The sequence below is a fragment of the Marinoscillum sp. 108 genome (assembly GCF_902506655.1).
GTDB classification, from domain to species: domain Bacteria; phylum Bacteroidota; class Bacteroidia; order Cytophagales; family Cyclobacteriaceae; genus Marinoscillum; species Marinoscillum luteum.
Genome location: NZ_LR734808.1, coordinates 3,592,559 through 3,613,575, shown reverse-complemented (window position 1 = coordinate 3,613,575; position 21,017 = coordinate 3,592,559). Strand labels below are relative to the sequence as shown.

The window sequence follows — 21,017 nt, the reverse complement described above, 5'->3', positions numbered from 1 at the left end:
ACATGGACAGACGAAAAGCATTGATCAATATGTCGCTAAGTGCGGCGGGCATCAGCCTCTCAGCATCACTCATTGCCGCACTTGGTAGTTGTGAATCGAAAAAACAGCTTTCCTACCAAGCACTGACATTCTCTACTGATCAGGATGCGCTGCTACAGGAGCTGGTGGAGCTGATTATCCCCACTACTGACACCCCTGGGGCAAAGGCCGCTGGTGTCAACCAATACATCGACAGGGTACTGGCCATGGTGAGCGATGTTCCAGAAAAGGAGAGGTTCATTGCTGGTCTGGAGAATATGGATAGACTAAGCCAAAAGCAGTTTGGGAATGCATTCCTCAAACTATCCCAGAAAGATCAGATCACGCTACTCCAACAAATGGAATCCGAAGGCCGAAGCACACCGGGAGGCTCTTTTTTCTCCCTACTGAAGAGCATGACCATATACGGGTACTACACTTCCGAAATTGGCGCCAGCCAGGAGCTTATGTATGTGCACGCTGCCGGTGTGTATGATGGTGACATCCCTTATGCCGAGGTTGGGAAAAACTATTATTAAAGCGTCATCGGAGGTAATTCTGGATAAGGCACTATTGCCTCGATGAGCAGCATCACCCCATCTCTGGTGAAAAGCGTGAGCGTGATCAGTATGCTACCAATAACCAGTGCTACCCCAATGTTATTTTCCCTGATCTCCTTAAACTCATCGATGGGTGTGAGCTTGCTGTACAAGAAAGTACTGATCAGCCCAATAGAAATAGCCGCCGCGTAGGCAATGGCAATATAAACACCGCCAATACCAATGTACTTCAATGCCACTATGAAGCTTTCGCTTTGCTTATCCAACAGCCTGAATGAAGACATCAGCGGCTGGATGATTCCACTCACCATAATGCCAACAGATAAGATAATGGAGGCCATGAAAATACTGTAGGCCACGTTAAAGGACTCAATACCATAATATCTTCTACCCACCCACTGCACGATTTTGTAGGTCAATACCAGAATAAACACGCCAATGGTGATGGCAGAAAAAATTTCGATAAGGCCAAGAATGGCGATGTTATAGTTCATGAGCGAGTACGGATTTCCAATAATTCACATTGCCTGTGTTGGGTGGCAGCATGCCCAGTGGCCAGCCCTTCGCAGTAGTTTCCCAAAAGTAATATTTCTCCCCCTGATGTAGCAGGTAATCACCAGTAGCTGGGGCTTTCAGGGCTAGCATTGCATGAGCGTATTCATTGCTTACCACAATCATCGGATCAAAATCCAATTCTTCCAATATGGTATAGATGAGAACTGCCCGGGTGTCACAGTCTCCATAAAGAGAATGAATAAATTCATAAGGGGATAATATCCCCAAAGGAATGTTACCTGCACATGGTTTGCCATCTGTCTGTATTTCCTTACAATCCTCGGGAACCACGAAGCTATACGGGATGTCCTGCACAAAGCTTACAATCAATTCTGCCAATTCTAACCTGGAGAGCTTATCACGGTCCCCGATGGCCGCCAGTGAATCCACCAAAAAACCAATGTCTGATTTACTGTCTGTCACCAGATTGGCATATACGTGCGACCAAAATTCTAAATAGCTGTCCCCTCGGAGATTCATGGTCAGACGCTTTTTGGCCAAACGATCACTGGTAGCTCCCTTCGAACGATAGGCTCCACAAAAACTTCTGGATTGATCAATTGAATTCCAGCCACGGGTGTGCAGGCGGTCGTTATCGGTATTGATTACATCAAACCCATCCGGGCATCTTTCCTCCGTGTCCGTCTCTTTGATGGTTTGAATTAAAATATTCAGGATGAAAAAAATGGCCACAAAATAGCCTACCACCCTTAAAAATTTCTTCATGCACTAAAGATGCAAAACATCTTTAATTTTCAACCACAGGGTGCGCCTAATTAATGCCGGCAAACGTCTTATTACATCTCTTTTTTGATAAACTCATAGGAAGAACCGATCAGTCTGGCAGTATCGTGGTAGATAGCCACAGGTGTTCGGATCAAATCAGTATGTTTTCTGATGGCTTTCAGTGCATCCTCCCTGCTCAACTCCACGCCCACATACTCCTCCAGATAAACCGCAGATCGCTGGTTGATCAAATCATCAGGCTCCATTTCCAGTCGCTCCAGAATCTCCTCCAACTGCCACTCTGTGAAGGTATGCTTTCTCACATCCAGCGCTTTCACATGATAATGTTTCAAACTTTTAGCATAGGCGAGTGCCTCTCTATCCTGAAGATCATTGGAGTCATAGATGAAAAGCATTTCGTTTTCGGCTATTTCCATTTTTCTTTCTTTTTTACCCCTCAACCAGACAAACGCGGTATTGTTTGATAAGAATCAGGATCCGAAACCACTCATAAGGCTCTCCAAAGGCTTTAAAATACCCTACAGATGAATTGAATTAGATCAATAATTTCCTACTTTTGCTACCCGAAATTTTAAGGTCTCATAGTTCAACGGATAGAATAGAAGTTTCCTAAACTTTAGATCCAGGTTCGATTCCTGGTGAGACCACAGAAAAGCCTCCTGATTGAGTTTAGGGGGCTTTTTTAATATAGGACCGAAATAAAATCATTCCTTCACACACCTACATGCCGTTCGCAGGGACAGGGACGCAGGTCTTATGTTTACCGCTCCATTCTCCGGGTTCAACTCTACCGCAAGGGGCATGTTTAAGGAATCATCGAGGGTTGAGGTCCAGTAGACCGCTTGTTTTCCGAAGCCCGAAAAACGACCTGCTTCCAGAAAACCAGTAGGTTTTGGTTGGATTCGGTTTGCCTGATTTCCCAGCGCCTGCCATTCATCCAGGGTAGGCACCCGCCATCCTTTGGGGCACAGGCTATCACTGGCAATGGCATTGCCCTCATAATACACCTCTCTCCCGCTGAGGTAGTAAAAGTGGCTATGGTTACTATTGAATCGGAGATTTTCGGCCATCCAGATTTTAGAATCAATGGCGACTGTTTGATATTGCCCATTGTCACGAAGATCGCGAAGGCCACTTTGTGCAGTCACATATTGGCCAGAAGCCATCATCAGAAGGGTAATCGCAATCCATTTCATCAGTTAGGGGTATAATGGAGTCGATCATAAAGGCGGATCATAAAAGTAAACCAATGAGAGGCTCAATCCAATTTTTTCAGGAAATATTACTACGAAGTATGACTTTGGATGATGGATAAGATATTTCCGGAAGGATCCTTAAACCAGGCGATTGCCGGCCCATGTTTACTTCGGCTAATTCCCTGAGTATCCGTAGCTATTGCGCCCTTATATTGTTCAAAAGTGACACCTTGTCGGGTCAAATCGCCCACTGTTTGCTCAATATCTGCCACTACAAAGTTATAGATGGTGAAGGATGCAGGCTGATGATCAGACTTAGGATAGACAATAACCGGACGGTTTCCCGAAATGTGGAGCTCCAGAAACCCCATTGAATTGTTTCGTACATCCAGGCCAAGATTCTCCTTGTAAAACTTCCTGGCCAGGTTCAAATCACCAACAGAAAACCCACTAAACGCTTCTAAATAGTCCATATCATGAATGTTTAAGGTAATTGTTTCAGTCTATCTACAGGGTGTTCCACCACATCTGGTAGCACCTCCGCACAAAACCCCTGTTTTTCCAGCATCCGAATTACGATTTGAGGCTCAACCTCACCCGCGGAGTTGACCACCCGCAATATGTGATCGCAATCCTGAAGGTCGAAATTGGCCATATAACCCAATTGATGATTTAGCTGCCCAACCAGTAGATAGGCATCTTCTGTACTCATCACATCCGTTTTGAAAATCTCAATCACCGTTTTCGTTTTTAATAAAAAAACAATTCTCAGACCCTAGCCCCCAGGGTCATCGAACTTCTCTCAAAGCTAACAAGGCCTGTTTTGATTATGAATGTGCTTATCCGACAATCCTGTGGGTGGATTGCGACATTACCCGAAATCTTACATCCTTTGATCCGCTTACTCCGAAATGGAATACGTAAACCATTGACTGAGCGTTGAATAGATATAAAAAAGCCCCGACATCAATTGCCGGGGCTCTCACAAAAGATGTAACAAGCAGTTATTGAATGATCACTTTCCTGGAAAGCACTCCATTTTCAGTGCTGATCCTAAGCATATATACCCCGGACTTCAAGTCGCCGCGAACGATTTCCATTCTCGGAGCAGTCATCCTTCGCTTCATGATCAAACTACCGGACAAATCATAGAGGGCCCATACGGTCTCTGTATCAATACTCCCACTAAAATCAATGGTGAGTTTGTCCGTTACAGGATTGGGGTAGATATCCAGTACTGTTTTTATCTCATTTTGCTCAATGAAAAACTCAGACAACACCCTGGCTCCACTCACTGGCTCCAGCACCCACTTGGCACTGGCCCATGCCGGGTAAATGGTTCCATACTGGGCATGGCCCTGGAGATTCTCCACATGGATATAGTCATTGCTCTGCCATACGTTTTTGATTCTGGACTCTCCATTTCCGGCATCCTCTATTACCCACTGCGCACTGCCCCATCCTGGGGTGATCGCTGTGCATTGTACATATCCGGTGATGTTCTGCACATGCATATATTCTCCGGTTGCCACATTTTTCAACTCCTTGTTGCCGCCTGTATCTACCAACTCCCACTCATATGCAGCCCCTGATGCCGATGTGCTGTAAGTCACCCTGTCGCCTCCATCGGCGAGGAATGTATTTTGCCAAACATTCCTGATTTTATAAACAGCGCCGGTAGGATTTCCTCCTCCTCCTCCAACACTGGAGACACTCCACCAGTTGATGTTCCAGCCACCTGATGCTGCTGTCAATCGAATGGTCTGCACCCCGGCGGTAAGGCTCACTGTAGTACTCACAGTCGTCCAGGTTTGCCAGCTGCCAGTGTTGGGAATGTTTGTGGTCGACAGGTTGGCGCCATTCTGAGCCAGCGAAACACTGCCTCCTCCAGGCGCACTGGCCACTCTATATTCAATGTTATATGATCCTGTGGTGGGTACCTGCACGAGATACTCCATCCAATCTCCTGCATCGATCCAACCTACATTTTCTCCACCTCCTGTATCGGAGGTGGTTTCTGTCAGCACTCCATTCATGGCAGACCAGGCTTCCGCCTGCACAGTACCCCAAACAGGGTTAGGGCCTCCGCCGCCTCCGTCCGCTGCCAGCGAAATCCAGTTGATGTTGTACCCACCACTGGTCGCCACAATGGCAATCTCCTGCTGGCCAGCAGTGAGCTGTACCGTGTGAGAAATAGTGGTCCAGTTTTGCCATCCACCTGTAGACGGAACCCCTATGGTGCCAAATGTCTGACCACCACCGGCCCGCTCCAGTCGAATGCCACCGCCACCATTACCACTGGCCACTCGATAATTCACCACATAACTACCAGAAGTTGGTACGCTCACCTGATAAGTCAGCCAATCACCAGCATCAATCCATCCCACATTTTGACCACCACCGGCATCAGTCGTATTTTCCAACTGGATGCCTGACATACCGCAGTAGCCCTCTGCCTGAAGGGTTCCCGGAATATTCACCACATCACAACTAGGTGGTGGTGGGGTACCCCCGTCCACAGCATTCAATACCGATACTGCATCGTTCACCCGTAGCGCCACAAAATGGTCATACGCCTGATTCAGTTGAGATTGAATACTGCCGTTTCCTGCATGTTGCTTTCGCAGGTTATATAATCTGTAAATCTGCTGAAGTTCGTATTCGCCATATGATACGCCCAAAAATTGTTGGAGGGTGGTCAGAAAACTAAACCCAAACTCGAAAGTGGGTTCGAAAATCGTCCCTTCTCCGAAATCGTTCCAGGTAGCCAACTGAAGAATATCAATGTTCGATCCATATTGATTGACCAAGCCCAACGTTTGGCTTAAAGTCCCGGTGCCATTGTGAGGAATGTGGAAATAGCTGGATCCGGCCCCACCTTCAGCATAGAAATCGTGGAATCCAGGATAAGCCACACCCATCACCGTTTTCATAGAACCGGCACGGTTTTGATAATAGGTCTGCATTCGACTGTAATAGTCATCATTTTCCTCGTAGATCCAGACGTATTCTCCATCTGAGTTGGATCCTCCATCCCCGGCTTCATACCAAAGGGGAAGAAACTCTACGTCTTCGTTAGCCGCAGAAAGGATGGTCGTCCAGTCCCCTGGATTTTGAAATGTTATGGGTCCGAATACCCCCACTAACGGGTCATTGCCGGCACCATGTCGGTAGTAGTTGTTTCTATTGAAATAGTTATCTCTGGCATAGGCGATATTGCCCTGAGCCTGAGAGATGGAACCCGAAAAGCGATCCTCCAAAATGAGGGCAAATTTCATTCCGGCTTCATCCGTTTGATCAATAAGGGCATTAGAGTTGGTCAGGAGGCTACCCACATCCCCATTTGTGCCCTGAGAACCGTACCAATCTACCAGAACCCCGTCGATCCCGGCATATTTCATAAGAAGTAAGTGGTATTCGATCACATCAGGATCCTGACAATCATATGGCCCGATCATCGGGTAGTAGTGCGAAGCAATTTGTCTTTTACCCGTGGAGCCATCCACTATCACATCCGGGTTTTTATTGGCCATGGTCCAGTGATAGCCCCATCCACCCCCATACTGCGGTGTATCAAACCATGGCATGTAATGCATGAAAACAGGTTTTCCATAAGATTTTGTGACTTGTACCGGCTGTGAAAAGCTGACTACACTCAAAAACAGGAGCAGCCACAAGGAGGTAAAAATTTTGGTTTGCATATTAGATTTTTTTTTTGGTTGGTTGCTGGTGTGTCTCATCCATTTTGATGAGAAAATAATGAGGAGAAGCCCCATTCGGGTCCTCTCCTCATTCATAGGTTATCTGCGCATGGCAGGGCTATTTAATCACCACTTTTCTGGTGTGTCTTTCTCCCTGGGAGTTGATCTGGAGCATATAAACTCCTGATTTGAGCTCACCACGAAGAATTTCCATTCTCGGAGCGGTCATCTTTCGCTTCATGATCAAACTACCGGACAAATCATAGAGGGCCCATACGGTCTCTGTGTCGATACTCCCACTAAAACCAATGGTGAGTTTGTCCGTTACCGGATTGGGGTAGATATCCAGTACTGTTTTTATCTCATTTTGCTCAATGAAAGACTCAGATAACACCCTGGCTCCACTCACTGGCTCCAATACCCACTTGGCACTGGCCCATGCAGTATAAATCGTTCCATGCTGAGCATGACCCTGCAGATTTTCTACGTGAATGTAGTTGTCACCCTGCCAGGCATTTCTGATTCTGCTCTCTCCATTTCCGGCATCCTCTATCACCCAGCGGCTGCTATACCAACCAAATGTTCGGGTGGTACACTGTACATAGCCGGTCAGGTTTTCAATGTGCATGTACTCACCCGTGGCTACATTTTTGATTTCCACATGGCCTCCACCCACATCTTCCAACTCCCACTCATAGCTGCTGCCAGATGGAGTGGCTCCATAGGTCACCCGATCGCCACCATCAGCCAGGTAGGTGTTTTGCCATGCATTTTTGATCCGGTAGCCACTACCTCCGCCTCCATCTGATGTCACGGTAATGGTGCTCGTGGCAGTGTAATTACCATCCTGAGTAGTCACTGTAATCGTAGCTGTTCCGGCAGCTACCCCCGTGACCAGACCAGAACCATTGACAGTAGCCACACCAGTGTTTCCGGAGCTCCAACTCACACTCTGGTTCGTAGCATTGGCAGGTGTGACGGTTGCTGTCAGTTGCTGGGTATTACCTGCTGTGATGCTCGCAGAAGATGGTGATACACTCACACCTGTCACCGGCACATTGCCCGTAGCACTGGTGATAATCACTTTGTCGATGTTGTGATTTGGGTTATCCAAAGCGATCCGCATAATCTGTTGACCAGCACTTAGGGAAACTCCCATTACATTCACGCTGGTCCATGTTTGCCAGGCCCCAGTGTTCACACTGGTTACAGTTCCTGTTTTGTTTACCCCGTCAAACTCTACATGGAATGTACCTCCAGAGTTGATGGAAGCCACCCGGAAGTTGAAGTCATACGTTCCGGCAGAGGCTACATTCACAGTGTATTCGAGCCATTCACCAGCACTCGTCCAGCCAACATTCAGGCCACCCGCGCTACAGTTTTCGGTGTCTACTCCATCACCTGTACGCCCCTGTCCGCCATTGTTGTTGGCATCTGCATCGTGGTAGGCAATCCCTTCGCCTCCATTGTCAAAGTTCTCTGCTTCAATGGTGCCCGGTATGGCCCATGGGGTGCCGCCATAAGGGGTTTGGGTTGGGGATGCGGTGTTTACGTTGATCACCACATCATCTGTAGCACTCAAGGAACCGTCGCTCACCGTCAATCGGAAAATGTAGCTGTTTCCATCGGCAAGACCCGATACAGAAGCACTGGCACTGCTGCCATTATTGATGGTAGCCGAAGGGCCACTGACCTGACTCCAGCTATAGGTGATCGGATCATTATCCGGGTCTGAGCCTGAGCCATTCAGGTTGGCGGTGGAGATTCCAGACGCCAATGTCTGATCTGTACCGGCATTGGCCAAAGGTGACTGATTACCGGGAGCACCATTGCAATCAGTCAGGTAAATGGATCCAAAAATACTGGGGTTGCTCCATCCTGCATCCGTAGTAGCAATCGATACTACCTGAGCATCACGGGTGCCGCCATTGTCATCATCATCTACTGCCACATCAAAACCTATGACACTTCCGATAGAAGGTGTTACACCTATAGTAGACCATGGGATGGCCGCTTCCAGAACATAACCACTGCCGGATGCATACATGCTAAAATTGATGCCAGTGGTGTTCTGTACAGAATTGCCACCGGCATGCACCGTGGCATCATTCCATCGGAAGCCCAACTGAAAATCATTGATGCCATCGTAAGACGTGCCTTTACTGTTGTTTCCATCTATGAAGATTTCCACCACGTCATCTTCCCACCAGTTTCCGCCGCTATCATTGGTGCGGGTGGCATCACCCACTTCCACCAGCACATACAGGTTGCTGGCGTCATAGAGTGCTCGCCACTGACCCGAATAGTCACCAGGGATACCACCAATAGTGGAATTACTAATCCCTTTTGCAGGCGCGGTACTCCACACAGACTCTATGATCTGGTTGATAGTCGGGCCACCCGAGGTATAACCAATGACTGGCGCCGTACAAGGAGGGTTTTCATTGTCACCAATGGTAATGGAGGCGCTGGTACCTCCGCCCAGCTGGTAGCCACTGCCTGACTGAAGTGTCACGGTCAGAGTCTCATCTCCTTCAAATTCATTGTCATCAGTAGGGGTGATAGTAATCACCTGAGAAGGATTACCCGGTGTGAGGGTAACAGAGCCATTCAATGCCGGATTTGCGGAATAATCCCCTGCTGATACGGATCCACCGACCGAATAGTTAACAGTGATGTTTTGATTGATCTCACTGATGGCAATGGTAAAGCTCCCGGTGCCACCATTTTCATCCGCCTGATCATCACTGGCGGTGATATTCACTGCGGCATTCACTGTCACTGTACACTGCGCGGTATAGTTACCTTCCTGAGAGGTCACAGTGATCGTGGCTGTTCCGGTTCCTTGCCCTACCACTTTGCCTTCTATTTCGTCATAGGTAGCAATGGCCGCATTGGAGGTCGTCCAGGTTACCGTTTTGTTGGTGGCATTGGCCGGGCTGTAGTTCACATAAAGTGGTTCCGCCTCGCCTACTGCCATATCGATCTGACTTTCCGAAAGTGAAATTCCGGTCAGTGGTACGTTCAGGTTCTGAATGATCAGATTGTAGTTCTCATTGGCTTTGTAAGTAGGAGGATCCAACTCAATATTCTCCAATGAGAGGTTATTGAAAACAGCTGTACCATTACCCCCAAAGGCCATTACGGCAGCTCCTTCCAAAGCCACTGTATAATAGGAATAGGTATAAGGATCGATCCCGGTACCGTTAATACTGATGTTGTCAAACTGCAGATCAGTGCCATTACCACCTATCTGAACACCGTGACGCTGAGCATTGATTATGTCAATGTTTTCAAAAAAGATATTCTGAATACCTCCACCGGTTGCATTGATCTCGATGGCTCCCCGATGAAACCCCCAGAGGTCTTTACTGGTACCGCAAGCCTCAATGGTATTTTCGAAATACCTGATTTGTGTGGTATTTTCGAAATGATACCCCGGAAAATCTGTGGTCAGACGAATTCCACTGCCCGCATGACCATCTCTGATGATACAATGGTGCACCTGGTGCCCGTTTCCTCCGAAGATTGCTGATCCCGCTGCCCGATAGGTATGCTCTACAGTATTGTATCTGAAAATATTGTTGACCGCTTCTGGCGCTCCGAAATCGCTATTGGGCCATACAGCCATGGCATCATCTCCATTACTTCGGAAGTTACAATGTGAAACATCTGTACCGGAGGTTCCCTGACAAAGGTTGATCCCATCGGCGTAGTTGTTCCTGATTCTGTTTCTGGTAAACTCCAGGTTATAGGTGATGTCAATGGGGTACGGCGGGTCATAACCCGCAATCCAGGCCCCACACTCAAAGTGCGTCACCCATACATCGTGGATACTGGAGTTGTTTCCGTAGGTACCCATAAAACCCTTGTAAATCACATACTGGCCATTCAGAAAGCGTTGATTATTGATGGTATTCATATAAAAATGACCAATCTCAATGTCTGAGGCTCTGGCCAGGATCCCACCGCTGAAAACGGCTTCAGTGGAAAAAAACAGCTCAGTGTACCACATGCCGGCACCCAGGATTCCTATGTTATTTTCCTCTACACTCCATTTGTCAGAAAGTTCAAATCTACCCGCAGGAATGTAAACACCCGTACCGGCACTACCGGCCGCAGCGAGGGCTGCATTGAAAGCAGCAAAATCGTCATTGCCATCATCAGGCACCGCTCCATAATCCGTCACCGAGAAATATCCGGAAGGTTTGGAAAGTGGGGCACCTACATTTTCAATTTCTATAAAGTCTACCCCGTACTCAAAGGAATCTCCGGCACCTTTTTGAATTTTGAGTACATCACCCGGGCCAACAGGCGTATTGAGGAGGAAATGCACCTCATCAAATCTCATTCTCGGCCGGTCTCCGGGATGGTTCTCCGGCTCCGAACCCGGGAAGTACTGCCAGGCCCAATAGGAGGTGAGATTAATGGTTTTGACAAATGCATTGTTCACATAAAGATCCAGGGAACCGGATTCTCCTTCTCCGTCTGCCGCATCAGGCATGGTGAACCGCAGGGTAATTCCATTCGCTGTATTGTTAATGTTCCATTCCACATAAGCTCCATTGTTGGGCAGGCCTACGTATTTCTGATCTGAAGCTTCGGCTGCAGTCAGCAGTTCATCGAAAAAGGGATTTTCATACAAGATGGCTCCTCCGCCACGGTTGGCATCTTCGGATTCATATCGTACATAGGGCATTTGATAGGCTCCACGAGGAAGCCCGTCACTTTGTGCATTTAGCTGGAATGCCAAAGAGAGGATGAGCAGAAATGTGAGTCCATTTCTAAAAACTGAATTCGAAAGAATCCAGCTTAATTTTCCATTGGTTTTCATAGGTTGTTCTTTAAGGTTTAGTCAGAGTAAATCCTTATCTCCCCCTCTATCAGTCACAACTCTGAGAATATTTTTTCAATCAAATGGAAGGTCTAAATCATATCGTATTGGTTTGCTGGTTAATAACATAGATGGTTCGGGAAGATGCCAGAGAATTATGACAAATAATGGTTTTACAAAACCTACTTCTCCATGCAACGAATCCCCGTTCTCACATCAGTGAGCCGGGTAGTTGGTAATAGTTTAGTAAACACCCTGCACCAAGTTGGTGCAGGGTGTAAGAGGATAATGAAGTCTCCTTACATTGATACTACTTCTTCATACTACTACTTACATAAACTTCATCTCAGCCATTGGCTGGTCCTAATTTTATTTACTGGGCCGGAACAATATTCAATATTCGCCCCTCATCTTCGGCATTGATGGTGAAGGTGATGTCATAGTTTCCTCCTGTGGCCACATAATAGTTGTCCTGTCCGTCTTCTTTGATGATCAGCTCGCTTTCGAAAGCCTCCCCGATCTTGGCTGCACCACCATAAGTCACCCATTCGCCGTTTTCAGCATTTTCTCTGAAGACAAAAGACCGGCCTTCGATCAACTCCAGGGTCCAGGTCCAGTTGTATTTGTTGCCATCTTTCTCTGGAGTTTTGATGTGATGAATGGCCTCCCAGGCACCTTCGGTAGTGCCCTCCACGTAGTAGGCATTGCCAAATATTCCGTATTCTTTATCCGAGTAATCAGGAAACTGAGTGGTGCGCTCCATTGTCAACGTCCTGCCATCGTCTTCAGAGTTGATGGTAAATGTGACCTCATAAATCCCCGGAGTAACTACAAAATAATTGTCTTGCCCCTCTTCCTTGATGATATCACCATCATCGAAGGCTCCACCTACTTTAGCTGCTCCGCCGTGGGTAATCCACACAGTACCATCAGGATCTCTGAGTACAAACGATCTGTCTTCTATCAATTCGATGGTCCAGGTCCAGTTGTAAAGTTTTAGGTCCTTGGTAGGTGTTTTCACCAGGTGAACTGTCCCCCACTGCTCTGAAGGCTCTGCTCCATCGATGAGGTAGGCATTTCCAAACCATCCGATCTCAAGGCTTGAGTAATCGTTTTCCAGGTCTCCGGTTTTGGTTTTCACCTCTTCCCACTCTCCCGTACTTGCTGTGTAGGTCAGTGTGACTGTAAAGATTCCGGTCTCTTTATGCGGAATATTGTCTAAATAAAACCCCAGATCATTGATGCCTGAATCCCAGGCGTCCCCATAGCTTGGCACCCCAAGACTGGAAAGCGTCACGATGGTTTCATCAGAATAGACATGCCAGCCATCATTAAAGCGGTAGCGATAGCCTGTGGCTCCGGTCAGTGCCAACCCTGTGCCCTCAAAGACGGTTTTGTCATTGTCCGAAGACTTCAGTGCCAGGGCTGTGCCTGCAGACCACTGAAGTTCGGTCGCATCACCAATCATGTTGGCTTTCACTTCCATCAGGGTGAAACTCTCCGTGTTGATATTCACAAAGACATAGTATAATCCTGCATTAGTTACGTTGATGGGGTCAGCATCCTGCACCAAGGTGCCATGGATTACTTTATCGTTGATAACCCCTCCCACGGTATTGGCGCTATCCAGCGAGCCACCTCCATCGGCACCATACACTACACCTTCACCACCTGATACATAGGCAAAGCTGATGGTGCTGTTCGCTCCAATGTGTATGAATTTACCAAACACCCCGTCCATACTTTCTACCTGTGCGCCCTGTCCGGGATCTAGAATGGCCAGATTGATTTTGGATGCAGCACCACCCGGCTCAGCGGCCACTGTGCTCGTTCCGTAGACGTAAAGACCATCCAGATTAGGTAAAAGCACCTCAGGTTCCTTTGGGCCGTCATCCTCACCACAGGAGATCAGCAAGGATGAAAACAGCACCATGGCCAGTAACATCAATCTCTTGAAATAAATCGTTCTCATAATATTTAGGATTAAGTGATACATTTTGGTTTATAGATTTTTTAAAATTTGTTCAGCTTTGGCGGGCTCCAGCTCATTGAGCAGGGTAAAAATTTCCCGAAGTTTGAGCGCTGCATCAGGGTCTCCTTTGTGCGCTTTCTTTTTCAGATAGTAGGTGTGCACCAATTCAAGCTCAGCTTTGGTGTAGGGCACTCCTGAAAACTCCTGAATGAGCTCCAAAAAGAGGAATTCATATTCCTGAGTGGGTTCAATCATGGTGCCCTCTCCGAAATCATTCCAGGTAATGAGTTGTAAAAATTGGAGGTTGGAGTCTTTGGCCAAATCAAAAGTGCTACGCATGGTCATACCATCTAGATGCCGTACATAGCCATAGCTTTCTCCCCAACCCCCTTCTTTATAGTAATCATGAAATCCCGGATAAATAGACCCTACAGTGACTCCCTGATTGGTTTTTGCATAAAACTTATCCAGCTCGGAGAGTGTATAATTGAAATCTATCCAGGAAAATTCACCGGCAGTATTCGCAGCGCCTACTAGGTTCCCGTGGTTCCACAAAGGGAGGAATTTTAGTTTTTTCTCCATGACGGAGAATATCTCTGTCCATTCATCGGCCTTTCTAAAAAATCTTGGGCCGAAGGTGAGTACCAATGGTTCTTCTTCGATGGTGATATATCTGTCATTGGAAAAGTAATTTTCTTCCATGTACAAAAGATCTGTCTGCGCAGCTTCTATGGCAGTGATCCCTTTTCTGGTTTCCACTTTTTCAGCAGTATATTCCTCATAAACAATCCCAAAATTCAACCCTATAGTATCCAGTGCAGCAATTAGCGCATTGGAATTGTCCAGATTAGCAGCATAGTCCAGCACTTTATGGCTGCCGTACCAGTCGATCAGTACTCCATCTATCCCGGCATACTTCATCAAGAGTAAATGATACGCTATCACATCAGGATCTCCCGAATCATACGGACCGATCAAGGGATAATAATGGGCAGCAATCTCACGCTTACCCTCACTATCCATATTATCAGGGTTCTTATTGGCCATCCGCCAGTGACTACCCCAGTAGCCAGAGTATTCCTTTCCCTCAAACCAAGGCATGTAGTGCATATACAGTTTGGTGGCATTTGTTTTCGACACCTTTACGGGTTCGTACACATCTGCTTTGATCTCCTCTTCACCTCCACTCGTATCACAACCAAATAGCCCAGCGCAAAGCATCACGCATAACCACATTACTGAAGTACTCATTTTCATTCCGTTCATTTTGTATTGATTCCCTACTTCCGCTCCGACTTAATCGTATTATTCATAGCCTGTACTAGGCGTCATGTTGGTATTATTGTCCACTTCCTGAAGGGGAATGGGGTAGTAATAATCGCGATCCTGATAGATGATCTCACCCTGAGTCACCCTGAAATCATTGTATTTGGTTACCTCCTCTTCTACAATCTTCCACCTGGTGATATCATACCAGCGATGACCCTCTGCGAAGAGTTCTCTGAATCGCTCCTCACGGATAGAATCCTGTAGCTGCACACCCCCCAGGCCAGTATAATCCACAGTGGGTTCGGGAGTTTCGGGATCTAAACTGTAAGCCCGTCGGCGCACTTTATTCATATACTCAGACGCCAGTACATCATTGCCCGTATGATTGAGCACCTCAGCATACATGAGGTAGACATCCGAGAGCCTCATGATGATGAAGTTGATGCCGCTGTTGCGGTTGGTAGAGTACACTGAATAGTCCTCCGGCACATACTTGCGAAAGCTATGTCCGGTATAATTAAACTCACTTTTGCCCACGGGCTCCATGATACCATCCACGTTAGCAGCAGAATCCTCGGGAGCATAGGTGCATATTTTCAACCTTGGGTCATCTCCAAACCGGAATATATTTACCCCATGTGGCGTACAGTTGCTCCAACCTCTGCCGGGAGGAGCCAGTGTAAGCGCTATGCCCGATCCTAGTCCATTTTCCCAGATATTTTGCTGCATATCTATACCATAGTTGAGCTCGAAAATGGTCTCAGGCCCAAACTCCAACTTACCCTGAAACATCTGATCATACTCCTCAAATGATCCCAGAGCGAATGCAGAAGAACCGATAACCTCTTCGAAATAAGTTTTCGCGGTGGCATAATCCTGCATATAGAGATGCACTTTGCCCAGGAAGCCCTTGGCTGCATAGGAGGTAGCCCGAGCGATATTATCATCATTCCAAGAGGTTGGGAGCAGCGATTCGGCTATTTCGAAATCCGCCACAATCTGTCGGTAAACCTGGCCCACAGTGGCCCTTGGCTTCATCATTTCATCTCTTGTCGTGGGCACTTTCAGGTGGAGTGGTACCGCCAGTCGGGTACTATCCTCAGCGTATCCTGCCTCTCCCCACAACCTCACCAGATGAAAATAAGCAAAGGCCCGAAAGAAGTGCGCTTGCCCTACGATCTGGGCCAACTCTGCTTTTTGAGCTTCGTTGGGCGACTCATTCTCCAGATAGATCGGTGCGTTCTCCAATAGGTCATTGGCTCGTGATACCACCCGATACCACCCACGCCAGGCGATGTACATATTGCCATCTCCGGAGGTCACTTCATTGCGACACTGAGCATTCCAATAGTCCGAGGTATGTGGCAGCGCCAGCAAAGTCTGGATATAAAAGGCCTGGCCGAATAAATCCAGGCTCTTTGTTGCAGAATAAACACCATTCAGCGCGTTATTGAAGTTGGTGATGTTGGTGTAAAAATTTTCCGCTACCAGTTCATTCTGATTGGTGATGTCCAGAAATTTATCTTCATCACATGCCACCAAAACTGTGGTGATGATGCTTAATAAAAGTATTTTTCTCATTGTCTTCATCGCTCTCAAGGTCATTTTCCTTTAAAACTGAACTTCCAACCCTCCTCCAAATGTGCGCGTATGAGGGTAGAGGCCATAGTCCACTCCTCTGCTCACATTGGAACCAGCGATCTCCGGATCCATGCCGGAATACTTTCTGATCGTCAGGAGATTGTTAGCATTCACATAAACTCTGATTTTGCCGATGCCCATTTTTTCCAACATTTGTGGGGGCATGTTGATCCCTATCTGGGCATTTCTCAGCTTCAGATAAGAGCCGTCCTCTATGAAATAAGTAGAAGGTCTACCGAAATTCCCGTTCGGGTCATTCGCTATGTTTCTGGGATGACTGGTGTGGGCCTCTGCGGTCCAGGCTTCAAAAATGTCTGTGGTGGTGTTGTTGTCTCCAAAGAAATTGCGCGTGTACGCCTTATTGGCATTGAAAATATCTACATCATGCACTCCCTGAAACTGTAGCATCACATCGATCAGCTGCTTATAACCCCCGGTGATGTTCAGTCCATACATCATCTTTGGCCATGGATTGCCAATAAATGTACGGTCATATTCTGCGGTGATCTGCCCATCCGGTACGCCATTGGGTCCGCTGATGTCTTTGTACATAAAATCCCCGGGGCCCGTGCCCGCTTCCTGATAGATGCCGTCTGGCGCCCAGCTGTTCACTGCATAGACGTCTGCTTCAGAATTGAGCATTTGCTGAACCACATACCCATAAAAGCTTGATATTGGCATTCCGGCCTGCGTTCTGGTCATACCACCAATCTGACCGCCCCCATTGCCACTAGTGATGTACTCATCTCCGTTCAGGCGCAACACTTCATTTTTCATGAAGGAGGTGTTTCCATTGACTTTCAGGTTAAAGACCCCAAAATGATCCCGGTAAGCCAGGTCCAGATCCAATCCACTGTTTCGCATGGTTCCAACATTGATTTCGGGGTTTCGGGCATCAAAATTATGGGTGGAGATCCCCGAAGATGATGGGATAGGCACGGCATACAGCAGGTCCTTCGTGTCTTTGATGTAATAATCTGCAGACAATAAAATTTTATCATCAAAGAGACCTACATCTAACCCAATGTTATGCATGTTTACTTCCTCCCATTTCACATCGGCATTGGGAAACTTGCTGATGTAGAAACCCGACTGCTTATTCTGCGCCGCTGCATCATAGGCGTAGGTGGAAAACTGTGAAGTATAGGTTTTCGCATAGATGAAACTCCCAATGTTATCAGATCCGAGCCGTCCGGTGCTGGCCCGGACCTTCAGGTTAGAGAGGACGTCCACATTTTGCATGAATGATTCTTCGGAGATTCTCCAGGCAGCGGAGTAAGAGGGGAAAATCCCCCAAATATTTTTAGGTCCGAAAATAGGTGCAGAGGCATCGCGTCTCACATTCGCCTCCAGAAGGTAGCGATCGTCGAAATTATAATTGATCCTGCCAAACTGCGAAAGGAGACGACTTTCGTAAAGGGTTTGTCTGTTGGTGGTATTGAAAGTGCCGGTGGCAAGATTGAAACTCCAGGCTATATCAAGCGGTAAATCGGTGGCAGTGACATTATAGGACACATTCTCCACTTTCGAAGCTTCATAGCCCCCCATGATTTTAAAAGAATGCTTCCCGAATGATTTTTCGTAGGTGGTCACAAAGTTTCCCGTGATGTTCTCGTAGTTTCCATCTGAGTAAGTCAGAGAGTTGATGGGGTTGGCAAAAGCCCCGTAATCGAACGCCTCTTTAAATGCACGGCCCAAAAAAGAGGTATAGTTATAGCCTACCCTTGCCCGAATGGTCAGGCCCTTGAGCGGAGTGGCCTGAATGTACATATTGCCATCCAGGCGATTGTTTACTTGTTTTTCGTGCTGCTGATACTGGCTCGCCACAGGATTTGGCCCCTGAAAATATACCGGTGCCCGCCCCCAACCTCCATAAGGGTTGGACTCATCATAGATCGGCATGATGGGGATGGAGCGGTAGGGGATAGATCCCTGATAATCTTCATTGAAATTATCGATCGGATTTTCTCCTACCCGGGAAAGAAGTATGCTCTCTCCTATTTTCAACCACTTGGCCAGCTCAAAATCTGAATTGAAACGGAGGCTAAACCGCTGAAAGCTGTTGTCAATGAGGATACCCTCTTCATCATCATAGCCAAGGGATAGGTAATAATTGGAGCGCTCAGTCCCTTTAGAAATGGAAAAATCATGATAGTGAGAAAAACCGCTCCCCGCATAATAGGCATCGATCCAGTCAGTATCATACTCCCAGTTGTCCCAGGCGGGTTCAGGATTCTGACCTGCATTGAGCCGAGCTTGTCTTTTGTAATTCACAAAGTCCTCGCTACCCAGAAGCTCCGGCAGCCGAATAGGATTTACCTTGGCAAAAGAGCTCTTGTAGCTGATTTGTGTTTGTCCCTCTTTCCCGCGCTTGGTAGTGACTAATATCACTCCGTGGGCAGCCTCTGCACCATAGATGGCTGCTGAAGCAGCATCTTTCAGGATTTCAATGGACTCCACATCATCGAGGTTGAAGTGGTTGCCTGGCGACATCTTGATGCCATCTACAATCCACAAGGGATCCGTATTGTTGATAGAACCCACTCCACGAATGTGAATGGTAGGACTGGCACCAGGTGCACCGCCACCTTTAGAGACGAAAACACCTGAAGACATGCCCTGCAAGGCCTGATCCAGTCGAATAATAGGCTTATTCTCCAGGTCTTTCACTTTCACCGAAGAAATGGAGCCTGTGAGGTTGGAGCGTTTCTGCTCACCATAACCTACCACGACTATCTCATCCAGTGCGGCTATATCCGCACTGAGTGTGACTTTGATAAAGCTCTCAGCTGTAACGGCAATCTCCTGACTTTTGTAGCCAACAAAGGAAATCGCCAGCACCACAGGGAAAGTACTGCCCGCAATGTCCAATTTAAAATTTCCATCAATATCCGTAATGGTACCATCATTCGTGCCTTTGACAATGATGGTGGCACCCGGCAGGGTTTCCCCATTTTCATCTGTAACCTTGCCTTCCAGCGTGGTTCCCTTTCTGTCTATGCGTCCAAGTCCTTTTTTAATGTCCTGTGTTTCCCTGATGGATTGCTCCTCCTCCGGATTGTCCTCCTTGTCAGGTGCGCTTCGCGATGATTTTCTGGTTTTTCTGTAAATGATGTAGGTGGTATCGGTGAGCTTCTCATACTCCAAGTCATAATTACTGAACAGCTTACCCAAAAACACATCCAGATCAGCCTTGCTTTCAGGAATGGTCACTTCCTCCTGAAGCGTGATCTGGTTCAGCAGATCATCATCGTAGTTAAAGAAGACTTCAAATGTTTTCTCAATTTTGAAAAGTACGTCCTTCACGGAATCCGAATCACTTGGCACCCTTTCTCTGGCATCGCGCGTGTCAAGGCGAGCAACCGCCTGCGATTGAGCATGGAGAGTGGTCAGAACCAACAGTATCGATAGGCAGACAAGCTTTCTCATTTCTTATTATTTGGGCTGATGATCACTGTTTTTTCCTTTCTTTCAACGTGGAGATCGAAAGATTTTGAGATCGTTTTAAGCAAAAGATCTATGTCGTCTGCAGGTGTGGTCCCCGTGAAATAATGATCCGAGGAAGCTCCACCGGTGAAGAAAACATCTATGTCGTAATTGGTCTTGAGAAGGTCGCTGATGTCTTCAAGAGAGGTTCTTCTGAAAATGAGAAGATTTTTTTTCCAAGATGAAACTTCGGCCGGATCAAAAGAATCCTTGACAGGTTTCTGATACACCGACTCGTAAACAACACGATCACCAGGCTTCATTTCCAGCTCTTGCTTGGAAGCAGTATTGGCCAACCGAACTTTACCAGAAGCCAATGCCACTTCGGCTTTTTTGCCACGAGCGTATACATTGAACTCCGTTCCCAGAACATTCACATCGAGCTTATTGGCATGTACGATAAATGCCTGATCTGTCTGTGTGTGCGTTACATCAAAAAAGGCTTCACCTTCCAACCAAACCTCCCTGGCCTGCCCCTCTGCTCCCAACTCACCAATATAAATTTTTGAGTTGGCATTGAGGGTCACCATGGTGCCATCACTGAGTTTCACCTCTTTGGTCTCGCCAAAATCCGTATGATATGCCAACTGACCAAACCTGGAATCCTGAACCAACAACATGACCAGCCAGGCCACTCCGATGATCAACGAAGCAGCTACGCCAAACCGAAGCGCCCACCTAGGGGACTTGCCCTGATAGCCGTCCACATCCAGGTACCGCATTTTCACTTCAGATGAGTCTGCCCCTGAGATTCGTCCAGAAATACCCTCAAACAAATCCTCTTTTTCGGACGGAGTAAGTTTGTATGCAGGAAAGTTCAGGTTTTTGAGAATTCGCCTCGCTTCCTGAATCTCAGAAAGTTTGCCCGGGTTCCTTTTCACCCAGTCGTTCCAGAAAGTATTCACCGCCTCATCTTCGGTGTGTACCCACTTTCTGAATTCCTTGTCCAGGACAAAATCCTCAATCGAATATTTCTTGTAATCCATTCTTAATCATTCGTTCCTGCTGCTAGAAAGAATGAAAGGCGGGATTTTTCTA

14 protein-coding genes and 1 tRNA gene are annotated in these 21,017 nt (G+C 47.2%); 2 read left to right on the top strand and 13 right to left on the bottom strand.

The features are described from left to right. The first annotated feature begins 2 nt into the window (after positions 1-2). Positions 3-557, top strand: a complete 555-nt coding sequence (locus tag GV030_RS14690) for a gluconate 2-dehydrogenase subunit 3 family protein (protein WP_159583318.1) — start codon at positions 3-5, stop codon at positions 555-557. Here GV030_RS14690 and GV030_RS14685 read toward each other — a convergent pair. From GV030_RS14685 to GV030_RS14675, 3 genes are all read right to left on the bottom strand, one after another. Next, a complete protein-coding gene (locus GV030_RS14685; protein WP_159583316.1) occupies positions 554-1,072 on the bottom strand; it encodes a DUF350 domain-containing protein in 519 nt (172 codons plus the stop codon). The genes GV030_RS14690 and GV030_RS14685 overlap by 4 nt on opposite strands. After that, positions 1,062-1,859 (bottom strand): hypothetical protein, encoded by a 798-nt coding sequence (locus tag GV030_RS14680; RefSeq protein WP_159583314.1) that lies wholly within the window; start codon positions 1,857-1,859, stop codon positions 1,062-1,064. Before GV030_RS14680 ends, GV030_RS14685 begins: the two co-directional genes overlap by 11 nt. A 71-nt stretch (positions 1,860-1,930) precedes the next feature. After that, on the bottom strand, positions 1,931-2,296 hold the full coding sequence (locus GV030_RS14675) for an arsenate reductase family protein (RefSeq protein ID WP_159583312.1): 366 nt from the start codon (positions 2,294-2,296) through the stop codon (positions 1,931-1,933). A gap of 159 nt (positions 2,297-2,455) precedes the next feature. Between GV030_RS14675 and GV030_RS14670 the strand changes: the two genes are divergently transcribed. Further along, positions 2,456-2,527, top strand: a tRNA-Arg gene (locus tag GV030_RS14670). Positions 2,528-2,584: 57 nt separating this feature from the next. On the opposite strand, the gene GV030_RS14665 is transcribed toward GV030_RS14670, so the two are convergent. The 10 genes from GV030_RS14665 to GV030_RS14620 form a co-directional block, all read right to left on the bottom strand. After that, on the bottom strand, positions 2,585-3,076 hold the full coding sequence (locus tag GV030_RS14665) for an FISUMP domain-containing protein (RefSeq protein ID WP_159583310.1): 492 nt from the start codon (positions 3,074-3,076) through the stop codon (positions 2,585-2,587). 89 nt (positions 3,077-3,165) lie between these two features. After that, a complete protein-coding gene (locus GV030_RS14660; RefSeq protein WP_159583308.1) occupies positions 3,166-3,549 on the bottom strand; it encodes a VOC family protein in 384 nt (127 codons plus the stop codon). Between the two features lie 11 nt (positions 3,550-3,560). Next, complete coding sequence (locus GV030_RS14655) at positions 3,561-3,815, bottom strand: hypothetical protein (RefSeq protein ID WP_159583306.1); 255 nt, start codon at positions 3,813-3,815, stop codon at positions 3,561-3,563. Between the two features lie 265 nt (positions 3,816-4,080). Further along, positions 4,081-6,777, bottom strand: coding sequence for a carbohydrate-binding protein (locus GV030_RS14650; RefSeq protein WP_159583304.1), 2,697 nt, complete (start codon positions 6,775-6,777; stop codon positions 4,081-4,083). 118 nt (positions 6,778-6,895) lie between these two features. After that, positions 6,896-11,611 (bottom strand): sugar-binding protein, encoded by a 4,716-nt coding sequence (locus GV030_RS14645; RefSeq protein WP_159583302.1) that lies wholly within the window; start codon positions 11,609-11,611, stop codon positions 6,896-6,898. 373 nt (positions 11,612-11,984) lie between these two features. Next, positions 11,985-13,583 (bottom strand): hypothetical protein, encoded by a 1,599-nt coding sequence (locus GV030_RS14640; RefSeq protein WP_159583300.1) that lies wholly within the window; start codon positions 13,581-13,583, stop codon positions 11,985-11,987. 30 nt (positions 13,584-13,613) lie between these two features. Further along, a complete protein-coding gene (locus tag GV030_RS14635) occupies positions 13,614-14,834 on the bottom strand; it encodes a glycoside hydrolase family 71/99-like protein (protein ID WP_159583298.1) in 1,221 nt (406 codons plus the stop codon). Positions 14,835-14,888: 54 nt separating this feature from the next. After that, the gene (locus tag GV030_RS14630) at positions 14,889-16,433 is read right to left on the bottom strand and encodes a RagB/SusD family nutrient uptake outer membrane protein (RefSeq protein ID WP_159583296.1); all 1,545 of its coding nucleotides are present in this window, start codon (positions 16,431-16,433) and stop codon (positions 14,889-14,891) included. A gap of 30 nt (positions 16,434-16,463) precedes the next feature. Continuing rightward, positions 16,464-19,922, bottom strand: coding sequence for a TonB-dependent receptor (locus GV030_RS14625; RefSeq protein WP_159583294.1), 3,459 nt, complete (start codon positions 19,920-19,922; stop codon positions 16,464-16,466). Next, entirely contained in the window at positions 19,919-20,965 is a 1,047-nt protein-coding gene (locus GV030_RS14620; RefSeq protein WP_159583292.1) for a FecR family protein, read from the bottom strand. The genes GV030_RS14625 and GV030_RS14620 overlap by 4 nt, the downstream gene beginning before the upstream one ends. Between the last annotated feature and the right edge of the window lie 52 nt (positions 20,966-21,017).